Source organism: Mucilaginibacter sp. (assembly GCF_028288225.1).
In the GTDB taxonomy this organism is placed as follows: domain Bacteria; phylum Bacteroidota; class Bacteroidia; order Sphingobacteriales; family Sphingobacteriaceae; genus Mucilaginibacter.
Genome location: NZ_JAQBOC010000043.1, coordinates 31,626 through 42,433, shown reverse-complemented (window position 1 = coordinate 42,433; position 10,808 = coordinate 31,626). Strand labels below are relative to the sequence as shown.

12 protein-coding genes are annotated in these 10,808 nt (G+C 38.8%); 6 read left to right on the top strand and 6 right to left on the bottom strand.

Annotated features, from left to right (window positions below):
• The first annotated feature begins 3 nt into the window (after positions 1-3).
• From JWQ54_RS13140 to JWQ54_RS13130, 3 genes are all read left to right on the top strand, one after another.
• Positions 4-783, top strand: a complete 780-nt coding sequence (locus JWQ54_RS13140; RefSeq protein WP_299585387.1) for a GLPGLI family protein — start codon at positions 4-6, stop codon at positions 781-783.
• Positions 784-952: 169 nt separating this feature from the next.
• Positions 953-1,384, top strand: a complete 432-nt coding sequence (locus tag JWQ54_RS13135; RefSeq protein WP_299585386.1) for a DUF1801 domain-containing protein — start codon at positions 953-955, stop codon at positions 1,382-1,384.
• Positions 1,385-1,504: 120 nt separating this feature from the next.
• Positions 1,505-1,726 (top strand): YdeI/OmpD-associated family protein, encoded by a 222-nt coding sequence (locus JWQ54_RS13130; RefSeq protein WP_299585385.1) that lies wholly within the window; start codon positions 1,505-1,507, stop codon positions 1,724-1,726.
• Positions 1,727-1,729: 3 nt separating this feature from the next.
• On the opposite strand, the gene JWQ54_RS13125 is transcribed toward JWQ54_RS13130, so the two are convergent.
• Positions 1,730-2,599: a phosphatidylinositol-specific phospholipase C/glycerophosphodiester phosphodiesterase family protein gene (locus JWQ54_RS13125; RefSeq protein WP_299585384.1), complete on the bottom strand. Its 870-nt coding sequence runs from the start codon at positions 2,597-2,599 to the stop codon at positions 1,730-1,732.
• Between the two features lie 177 nt (positions 2,600-2,776).
• On the opposite strand from JWQ54_RS13125, the gene JWQ54_RS13120 reads away from it, so the two are divergent.
• The gene (locus tag JWQ54_RS13120) at positions 2,777-3,361 is read left to right on the top strand and encodes a Crp/Fnr family transcriptional regulator (RefSeq protein ID WP_299585383.1); all 585 of its coding nucleotides are present in this window, start codon (positions 2,777-2,779) and stop codon (positions 3,359-3,361) included.
• Between the two features lie 48 nt (positions 3,362-3,409).
• On the opposite strand, the gene JWQ54_RS13115 is transcribed toward JWQ54_RS13120, so the two are convergent.
• A complete protein-coding gene (locus tag JWQ54_RS13115; RefSeq protein WP_299585382.1) occupies positions 3,410-3,784 on the bottom strand; it encodes a four helix bundle protein in 375 nt (124 codons plus the stop codon).
• Positions 3,785-4,007: 223 nt separating this feature from the next.
• Between JWQ54_RS13115 and JWQ54_RS13110 the strand changes: the two genes are divergently transcribed.
• Positions 4,008-4,724, top strand: a complete 717-nt coding sequence (locus JWQ54_RS13110; protein ID WP_299585381.1) for a pirin family protein — start codon at positions 4,008-4,010, stop codon at positions 4,722-4,724.
• A 101-nt stretch (positions 4,725-4,825) separates the two neighbouring features.
• Positions 4,826-5,122 carry a hypothetical protein gene (locus JWQ54_RS13105; RefSeq protein WP_299585380.1) on the top strand — a complete coding sequence of 99 codons (297 nt, stop codon included), beginning with the start codon at positions 4,826-4,828 and terminating at the stop codon, positions 5,120-5,122.
• A 135-nt stretch (positions 5,123-5,257) separates the two neighbouring features.
• On the opposite strand, the gene JWQ54_RS13100 is transcribed toward JWQ54_RS13105, so the two are convergent.
• The 4 genes from JWQ54_RS13100 to JWQ54_RS13085 form a co-directional block, all read right to left on the bottom strand.
• On the bottom strand, positions 5,258-7,204 hold the full coding sequence (locus JWQ54_RS13100; protein ID WP_299585379.1) for an OmpA family protein: 1,947 nt from the start codon (positions 7,202-7,204) through the stop codon (positions 5,258-5,260).
• 86 nt (positions 7,205-7,290) lie between these two features.
• Positions 7,291-9,543 carry an ice-binding family protein gene (locus JWQ54_RS13095; protein ID WP_299585377.1) on the bottom strand — a complete coding sequence of 751 codons (2,253 nt, stop codon included), beginning with the start codon at positions 9,541-9,543 and terminating at the stop codon, positions 7,291-7,293.
• A gap of 135 nt (positions 9,544-9,678) precedes the next feature.
• Positions 9,679-10,230, bottom strand: coding sequence for a helix-turn-helix transcriptional regulator (locus tag JWQ54_RS13090; protein WP_299585375.1), 552 nt, complete (start codon positions 10,228-10,230; stop codon positions 9,679-9,681).
• Positions 10,231-10,581: 351 nt separating this feature from the next.
• Complete coding sequence (locus JWQ54_RS13085; RefSeq protein WP_299585373.1) at positions 10,582-10,806, bottom strand: methyltransferase type 11; 225 nt, start codon at positions 10,804-10,806, stop codon at positions 10,582-10,584.
• Between the last annotated feature and the right edge of the window lie 2 nt (positions 10,807-10,808).

The following is a 10,808-nucleotide window of genomic DNA, read 5'->3' as shown; positions in this document are numbered from 1 at the left end:
ATTATGAAAACCACAATTATCACAATTATAGGCATGTTGTTACTGAGTAGCAGCATGCTTTTTGCCCAAAATGAACACTTTACAACTCATGGCACTATTGAATTTGAAAAAAGTGTAAACATGTTTGCAACTATAAAAAAATGGATAACACCGGAAAATGAATCGTTTTTAAGTCCGTTGCTTGAATCGTACAAAAAATCACAGCCCCAGTTTAAAAAAAGTAAAAGCATATTGAATTTTGCCGACAATAAAACGTTAAATACCCCGGTTGAATCAAACGATGCTACGCCTAATGATTTTTTTGGGGACGATGCAGTATCCGGTCAGCCAAATACCATTTATACTGATTTGGACACCAAAACCAGTATAACACAAAAAAAGGTGTATGATGACCTTTTTTTGGTGAGAGACAGCACACGTAAGGTAACCTGGAAAATTACCGATGAAACCCGCGAAATTGCGGGGTTTGCCTGTCGCCGGGCCAATGCATTGGTAATGGATTCTGTTTATGTTGTAGCTTTTTATGCCGAAAAAATACCGGTTTCAGGTGGCCCGGAATCTTTTACAGGCTTGCCGGGAATGATACTTGGTTTGGCTTTACCACACGATAATGTAACCTGGTTTGCTACCAAGGTAACCGATATGCCCATTGAGCCCAAAGCCATGACGATACCAAAAAAAGGAAAACCGGTTAACAGAAAGGAGCTTTATGCCACACTTAAACAGCTAATGAAAAACTGGGGGCATGGAGCAAATGACGAAATGAAGGCGCTGGTGTTGTAGATGTGAGATGTGAGATGTGGGTAGTGTCTCAGTTTGAAATTTGAATGATGAACCAAAGAAAAGTGGAAAGTGCTTTCGAAGGAAGGTGAAAGAAATGAATTAGTGTATAACTGAAAATAAAGCGAGATTTGAAAAGGCAAAGTAGGCAACCCATAATTCAATATTTCATATGAACGTACAAGAACAAATCAAAAAGTATATTACTAGCCAACCTGAACCAAAGCGTAGTGACATGCAACAGTTGCATATGCTCACACTTCAAGTATTACCAGAATGTAAATTATGGTTCGATGATGGTAAAAGCACTGAAAATCAAACTATTAGTAACCCTACTATAGGATATGGATTTCACACAATAAAATATGCTAATGGAAAAACCAGAGAGTTTTTTCAAATTGGTATGAGCGCAAACAAAACCGGAATCTCTATCTATATCCTTGGTATCAAGGATAAGACATACTTAGCCCAAACGTATGGAAAAGAACTAGGCAAGGCAAGCGTGACCGGATATTGCATAAGGTTCAAAACTCTAAAAGATATAAACATTGATATTCTTGAAGCGGCAATACGATATGGGTTTGAGGTTACAAGTGAAAATTAAATTTCAAACTGAGACACTACCGAGATGTGAGATGTGAGATGTTGTTTTTTCTTATATTTATTCTGGGATTTTATGTATGTCTCAAATCTCAGATCTCACGTCTCAAATCTAAAAAATAGCATGCTTAAAAAAGGCGAACATATTGAAGGCACACCTGCAGAACTGGAAACGTTACTAGCCACAGATGCAAAAGCAAAAGTGTTTTTTGAAGGCTTATCCAGGTCGTACAAGCAAGGTTATTGCGATTGGGTAGGCTCAGCCAAACAGGAAGATACACGGAAGGTTAGGGCTGCAAAAGCTTTAATAATGCTGCAAAATGAGCAGAAAACATTGAAGACCTGATTTTTATTCTGAGTTATTGGTTATCATGATATTTGAAGTTTCATAATTTACAGTGCCCCGGGATAATAAAAATCTTTTAAGGGAAACCAGTTTATCGGTATTAATTAAATCAACCCCGCACTTTAATAACTCTTCCCAAACAATACTATTTTCGGGCGATGCCCACAGCCTTACTTTTTTACCAAACCTGTGGGCCATGGCAACATAGGTGCATAATCGTTTTCGTTCATCGTCCGGAAGACCTCCCTGTCCTTCCCATTTTAAAATTTTGGAGTATTTGCAACTTGATAATTTATAAACATTAGCTGAAGTAGTGTCCTGGCTTGTTTTTCTAAGGTCCTCATCAATAAACGCCAGGCGGTCTTCTTCGGCCCTTATCATTTTATAAGGTTTATGACCTGATAAAACGATTGTAACCGCCCGCTTTATAACATTACCGTGATTGTAGCCGGATAATATTGAGCTATATTTTTTAAGTAATGTTTTAAGTTTGCTATAGGTATTATCGGCCCCGGTTTTTATATCTATCATTAATATAACCGGCTCATCGTAACCTTTATATACCTGCCCGTTGTTTTTTGCAATGTACTCGGCCAGGGGTTTTAAATAAAGAGCTTCAAGGGTTTTATCGCTTCTGAAAAAAGGATTAATATGTGCAACAATTAAATTATCATCGGCTAAAAAAATGTCGGCCTCAATGTTGGTATAACCATTTTCAAGCGCATCAAACAAAGGTCGCTTATGGAAATAATCATTATGCGCAAATGCATTTGGTAATGGAATTGATTGGGAACAAACAATTAGGGGGCTAAGAAGAAGCAAAACAAAAATTCCTGTTTTTAGTAATTTTACGCTTAAAATTGCTGAATGCATTTTTGAGTGTTATTGCTAAAATTTATATTGCAAATTTACCCTGTCAATATTGCTGATTATTAAATTTTGTGTTACCATATAGTTAAATTGCAGCTACTTAATATTAAGTTTCTGTTTTAATTGGTTGGTGAAACAAGCGGTCCACTTAAATACGCTAAACTTACTTTTAAATATCCTATGTCATTTGATCTGCTGCTAAATAACGTCTCAAAATACATTCACCTGGATGATGCCGAAAGGGAGATCTTCGTTTCGCATCTGCAGCCCAAGCGTATCAAACGCAAACAGTTTACCCTTAGTGAAGGGGAGATCTGTAAAAATTCGGTTTTTGTGACCGATGGCTGCCTGCGCGGCTTTACAGTTGATAAAAATGGTGTTGAGCATGTGCTGAGCTTTGCCCCGCCCGGCTGGTGGATAGCCGACATGTACAGCCTGATCTCACAAAAGCCCGGCATCCTGAATATTGAAGCTCTGGAAGATACGGAAGCCATTATTCTGTCAAAAATAAACCAGGAAAAGCTATATCACGAAGTACCGAAGTTCGAACGCTTTTTCCGCATCCTTACCGAAAACTCGCTGGTAGCCAACCAGCAGCGCATAGTTGATAATATGAGCCTTACCGCCGAAGAACGGTACAGCATCTTTTGCAAACGCTATCCCACGCTCATTGATCACCTGCCGCAAAAACAAATAGCATCATATGTAGGTGTAACGCCGGAGTTTTTTAGTAGAATGAGGAGCAGTTTACTGCGTAAAAGTTGATTGAGTTGATTAGGTTGAATAAGTTGATTAGGTTGGGACGATTGGACATTAATTAATTTCATCATTTTTCTTCTTTTTAATATGCATGATGTAGCCATTTAGTAATCTTAAACAATAGTCATATTCAACTTCAAATGATTTAAAAATTTCATTTGTTATTATTTGTTCATCTAATGCAACTATCATTTGATCAAGCGTTTCTGATAATGAACCTCTGGCCATTATGCAAAACCTAACGTTGTCCTGGTAATGAAATCGTCCATGACCTTCAGCTATATTATTACCAATTGATCTGGAGCACCTGATAAGCTGATCTGTTAGCCGAAATTTTTCAGAGGCCGGAAACTTTTTAGTTAGTTCGGAAATAAATACTCTTATTTTCCTTGCTTGCTTCCACGTTTCCAATTCAGTAAAAGATGCCATATTATTCAGGTTAAATTTCAATTACAATAAAAATATAAACAAATGTCAATATCTGACAATGACAAAAAACTTCATTTAAAACTTTTTAACTTATCCAAGCCGTAAAAACCAACTTAATCAACCTAATCCAACTCAATCAACCTCTTTTTCTTAACCTACATCATGTGTCATGGATTTTGAAGCCTGTACCTTTGTTGTATAAAAATCAGAAAGGACAATTACAATGGCACACACCGTATTACATAAAGCCGAAACCCGTGGACATGCAAACCATGGCTGGCTAAACAGTTATCATAGTTTTAGTTTTGCAAGTTATTATAATCCCGACAGGATGAGTTTTGGTGCGTTAAGGGTATTGAATGATGATACCGTTGATGCAGGCATGGGTTTTGGAAAACACCCGCATGATAATATGGAGATCATCTCTATCCCGCTTGAGGGCGACCTTGAACATAAAGATAGCATGAACAATGTTGCCATTATAAAAAATGGCGATATCCAGGCCATGAGCGCCGGCACAGGTATTTATCACAGCGAGTATAATAAAGACCGGGAGCAGCGTGTAAAATTCCTACAGATCTGGGTATATCCTGATAAAAAGAACGTTGAGCCGCGCTATGACCAGATAACTTTAAACCTGGAGGACAGACATAATAAATTACAGCAGATTCTTTCGCCAAATGCTGATGATGAAGGTGTTTGGATCCACCAGAATGCCTGGTTCCATTTGGGTAAATTTGATAAAGGCATTAATACCGAATACACAATTAAAGGCAAAGGCAATGGTGTTTACGTTTTTGTATTAAATGGCGACGTAAAAGTAAACGACCAGTTATTGAACACCCGCGATGGTTACGGAATTTGGGACACAGATAAGTTCACGATCACCGCCGAAACAGATGCGGAGTTTTTGCTGATGGAAGTACCAATGTTGCAGTAAGGTAAAAGGATAAAGGCGAAAGGTCTGTGAATGCGGAAGTCGGAATGTGGAGTGCGGAATGAACCTTTTGCCTTTTACCTTTCAGCTTTTACCTCAAAAATATGAAAATACAAATTTTAGCAATAGGCAGGCATGCGGAGATCTTACAAACTGTTGTACGGTTAATAAACAATAACCCGGAATGGAATGCAACCGGCGCCTGTACCGATGATGAAGCTATACTGGCATTTAGTGCGCAGCCTTATAAGTTGGTATTGCTTGGCGGCGGTATTGAAAAGGAAAGCGAAGACAGGCTTTGCACTGCATTCAGGGCTTTAAATCCGGATATAATTATAGCACAGCATTATGGTGGCGGCAGCGGATTATTAGCTGCCGAGATTTACCAGGCGCTGCGGTAAGATTTTATACGCAATTCTTTACAAGAAGAATATGACTATTCTTGTAAACAGGAAAGGTCACCTTTTTAGAGTGACCTTTCTTTAAGAATAAATAAAGCTTTTCTGTTTTATAATATGAACGAATCAGTTAAGGCTTTATAATTTATTTGCCGGTAAAATATCTATAATAACTGTCCGGTTATAAAACCGTTCTTCTGGCAAAGCATTTTCAAAAGGAGACCGACCACTATCTTCTCCGTAACCCAATGTTTCAAATTTAACATTGTTCTTACCTGAAGCTGCAAAGGTATGTTCAATAATAGTTTGCGTTTGCTTCGCCCTGTTGTCAGATAAGTTTTGATTATAATCTTCATTCCCAACAACATCAGTGTGGCCATGAATGATCACCGTTGAACCATCAGAAATTAAAGGTGAGACAATATCAGACAAAAACTTATTGTAAGAATCAATGGTTTGAGCCTTATCAAAATCAAAGACTATGCTGTAACGCAACCCCTGCTGAATGTTGTCGTCTTGTTTTATAAGATGGATAGAACCCTCTTTTTGTAACGATGAACCATTTTTAGTTGTTTCCAGTAATGTCACTTTGTAGTCGCCTGTTGGGCTATTTCCTAAAATGGCAGCACCTGGTATACTTTCCATATCGCTTGTGTATGGTCCGTAGTGTTGCACAATGCCATTACTGTCAGTTACATCTATCGACCATGATTTTAGCGCGTCTTTTGCACCCGCTACATTAAAAATAACGTGGCTGTCTAATGGGTCAACTTGTGTCGACATAATTTGAACAGGCTTCATCATGCCACCGCCAACTTCAATCAGCAATTCAGGGGATGCACTACTAATATCAACCCGCGTGTCTTCTGCATGAAGCAATACAAGCTCTTTAGTGCCACCTGGCTGCTGGGATGGATGCACTGGTTTTGTGCGGGTTGTTGTGCTAATTCTTGAAGCATCAATGCCAAATACAATAACCAGGTATTGTTTTATCGATTCAGCAGAGGCTTTACCATCTGTAGTGCCTGTAGCTGAAGCGCCATTTAATGATATAGTTGCCTGCGGGTTTGACCGTAAACGATCTCCCAAAATGTTGAGTATATTATGATACACACTTAATTGCCGGGCTGAACGGCCGGTCATGTTTTCATTAGATTCTTTTTGAAGTGATATTTCTTTGAAATCTACTGCCTGTTCTTTGGTTAATATTACATAACGGGTTGGGATACTTACCGATCCTTCATCAAAAAATACAGCATTAAGCAATGGTAAAGTTTCACTTACCGTACGCTTGAGTGGTACAGCTTTAGGTTCGCGAACAGTAAATACAACATCGCGCTCAACAGGTGCAACGGGCACAGGAACAGCTGCAACGGCAGCTTTATGTGCTTTCCCAAACTTTAAGGCTATGCCCGTTCTAACTGATGTGATTGACCAGCTTTCTATAGTGCGGGGATCACGGCCAAAATAAGGATGGTAAGAAATAAATGGTGAAAGCTCAACCTGGGTTGTACTGTTGGGCGACGAAATTTTAATATCATAGCCAGCGCCAACCTGTCCGGAAATTAACGTGCTATGCATACTGCTAAATTCTGATTTTGTATCAACCTGTTTTAGCTGGGTATAAGTAAAATCTTTAGTGAGGTTAAAATCCAGGCTTGGCCCCGCAAAAAAGTAAAGGCCCGATGAAGGAACACTTAAGCGCAAACTGGGCTCAACAGAAATATAGCTGGTATTTGTGGTTAATGTTGCAGGGCAGTTGCAGGGTGCAACAACGTCATTAAACTTTGCACCACTGCCGTTATAGCCTATATTTAACATGCCAGCCCATATACCGGCAGGACGGTATTCCATTAAAATTGATCCATAAGGGCGTATTCCATGTCCCTTGTGAAAAGCAGCAGGTACAATCAATGAATTGTTTAATCTTTGCGTTGTCCCGTCATAAAAATTAAAATTTGCGGCACCCGAGAAACCAAACCACCATGTAGGTGGCGTAGTTTGCCCATGTACAATAGTACTTGAGCAAATTACCATCATTGAACAGATCAGTAATTTTTGTATTTGTTTGTTTATGTGTAACATAAGTTCTTTTTTGAAATTAATTTTATTCGTTTAGCTAAAGTTTACCCTCCCGAGGGAGGATAAACCGCTTTATTATTTAATCTGATTTATGGTAATATTACTGTACTGGCATTTAGGGTAACTGCCGTTTGTGCTAATAACCTGCCTTTAACTTTGGTGCCTGTATTTAGGGAAATCAAAGTCTTACTTAATATATTTCCACTAAAATTAACATTGGTTCCAAGAGTGGCCTGGCCGGCTACAACCCAGTAAATGTTTTTGGCTTGTGCACCGCCGGTTAATTTTATAATAGCGCTGTTATTTACCGTCAGGTCCTGCGATATCTGGAAAACCCATGTATCATTTGGCCCGCCTGCCAGTGTTACGCCGGCGCTTGTTATTAAAACACCAGAACTATATTTGTATAAACCGGGAGGCAAGATTTTTCCGCTTATGTTTCCGGCATACAAGTCAACTATTGGTGCAGGAGTTACCAGGCCATTTGCTGTTGTATAGGCGGTTTGCATATTATTTACGGCTGTTGTCATGTTTGATGGAGTAGGTGCTGCATAGTCGGCGGCAAAAACACTTCCGGTTACAATCGGTGTATGTGCTGATTGTCCGTTAGAATTCATAATTAGTCCAAATCCTGTAATAGAAGTTGCGGCCGCAGGGCTCACACCTATATTTCCACCTACCGATGTAACGCCGGTTGTAGAGATCCCGGATTTCGTTAAGATTGTAAAAATACCTGCCCCGCCAAGATCAATTGGCCCTGGCCCAATTGCAGGTGCAATTTTAAAGTTGGCTGCAATGGTTTTGTTTGAATTCATAGTTACAACTAAGGGGTTTATTGAACCCGTTGCATCCCCGCTCCATGATGAGAATACGAAACCTGTATTAGGAGTTGCTTTAAGCTGTACAGTGGTCCCGCTATTGTAAGTGGCCTGGTTAGGCGTTTTCACAACAGTTCCATTAATTGCTGTTACATTTAATGTGAATGCAGTGCTCACGAAATTTGCAACAACGGCTTTATTTGAATTCATAGTTACAACTAAAGGGTTTGTTGAGCCCGATGCATCACCGCTCCATGATAAAAATTTATAACCAGGGCTGGCTGTTGCTTTAAGCTGTACAGTGGCCCCGCTATTGTAGTTGGCCTGGTTAGGCGTTTTTACAACAGTTCCATTAATTGCTGTTACATTTAATGTGTAAGTATTAATTGTAAAATTGGCAACTAACGTTTTGTTCGAACTTAAAGGAAATGTATAGGAAGGGCTGGTGGAAACAACAGCACTGTTCTCTGTCCAGTTGGTAAAGGAGTAACCGGTGTTTTTAGTCGCAGTTACCGTTACAGAAGTACCTGCCGCATACGCACCAGATCCATTGGTTGTACCACCTTCCGGAGGACTTGAAGATAACACAACAGCAAATTGTGATGCAGGTATCACTTTAAAGTTGGCAACCAGTGCCCTGTTTTTTGTTAAAATAAAATGATAACTAGAGCTGGTAGAAACTATTGCACCGTTATCAGTCCAGTTAATAAAGGTGTATCCTGCTGACGGCGTTGCCGTTGTTGTTACGGATGAACCGGAGAGGTATGATCCTGATCCGCCGGTTTTTCCACCTGCTAATGGACTTGACGACAGTACTACCGCAAAGCTCCCGATATTTACCTTAGCGAAATTTGCCGTCAGTGTTCTGTTTCCGGCAATTGTAAACTGATAACTTGAACTTGTTGAAACAATTGTTCCGTTCTCTGTCCAGTTGGTAAAAACGAAACCGGTATTTGGTGTTGCTGTTACCGTTGCAGCCGAACCCTGGGCAAATGCCCCCATACCGGTTGTTATTCCGCCAAGTACCGGATTTGATGCTAATGTTACAAAAGGAATAGTTGTAAACGTCCAAACATAATTATTCGCTAAAGCTGTTCGTAATGTGTCTGTGGCACCCGTTGTAACCGTTCCTGTATAAACAGTAAAAGGTAACAAAGCAACATCGGGTTTAAATGTAAAGATGGCTCCGTTTGGAGTTGGCGATATTGTACCCGAAACAAGTGTTGTGCCTTGTTTTATAGTAAAGGTAGTTTTGCTTATAGTTGCCGCATTCATATTGGTATTAAAGGTTATAGAAATAACCTTGTCAAGCACAACATCAACCGCTTTGTCCATTGGGTCTGTAGTAACAACTACAGGGCATTTGCCTATAATTTCTCCCTTATATTTGTCTTTTTTACATCCGGCTGTAAATAAAATTACAAGCAATAATACCACTGACCACGTAGTATGAAATATTTTAGTATAGCCTCTGCTTTTACACACTTGAGCACCATACAAAGTCGAAGTAGGTTTTTTTATCATAGATTGATATTTAAATATTAGTGAATTGTACCTTGAATTACTATTTGATTAGAGTTCAGGGACATTACAAACCTACCTTATGAGGAAGGGTCATATGTTACACTATTATTTAAATAAGTTCTATAATTCACACATTTAGATACTGACTGGGTTACTGCATTCTAAATGTTTATAGAAGGAAGGTGTTATACCCGTTATTTTTTTAAACTGTGTTGATAAATGGGCTACACTGCTGTAATGCAGCTTCCATGAAATTTCGGTAAGGTTAAGTTCATTATAGCAGATCAATTCCTTTACTTTCTGAATTCTATTCATAATTATAAAGCGTTCAATAGTAATGCCCTGGTGTTCTGAAAATACATTTGCGAGATAAGTATAGTCGAGACTTAATTTATCACTTAGGTAATATGAGAAATTTGTTTTTAACGGATCGTCGGAATAATTTACCATTTCTGATATAATGTTCTTGATCTTTTCAACAAGAATGCTTCTTTTGTCGTATATCAATTCCAACCCTGATCCGAGTAAAGCAATTTTAAATTTCATTATATCCACCGCAGAAACCGTGCCTTCAACCTCAACCCGGCCAATCTCGACATGTAAACAAAATAGGCCTAGGTTTTCGAGTTCATGCTTCACCACCATTTTGCAGCGAATACAAACCATGTTTTTTATATAGAATATCATCTGACCGATGTATACAAAACAAGTGCCCCTATCTAATAAATTACAAAAACTGCCTGTATACTGGTTTGTACGTTTGCATCATCTCGCCATTTAAATGCCTTTACAACTATAGGTGGTACGTTTTTACCTGAGATATAGCTTTTGCAATTGCATTTTTTAAATTGTATGGCTTTAAAATTATAGCCGTTTGTAAACTATGTTTAAACCGCTATTGTGATTAGTTAATTGGAACTAGTGTAGTATAATAACTAAGATATGGTTAATAAATATTTTCTTATATTTTCGATAAATAGAAAGATCACCCACTTTGAGTGGCTTGTTTAGATGGGCATAGTCTCCAATTCTTCTGACTTAATCCTTAAAAATTTTACAGCACACTCCAATACCTTCCAGCAGCGATTCAATTTCGCTGCCGCTGATCTGTTTTTCTGTACTCTCAACCCGCAGGATCTTATCGTCATCATCCATATCAAAGTTTACTTTAAAATCAGGGTAATATTCATCAAGCAGGAAGATTACTAAGCTGGCTTCGCCTTCGTTATGCACATCAGTTTTAAATATTTCAACCTGCTTCATCG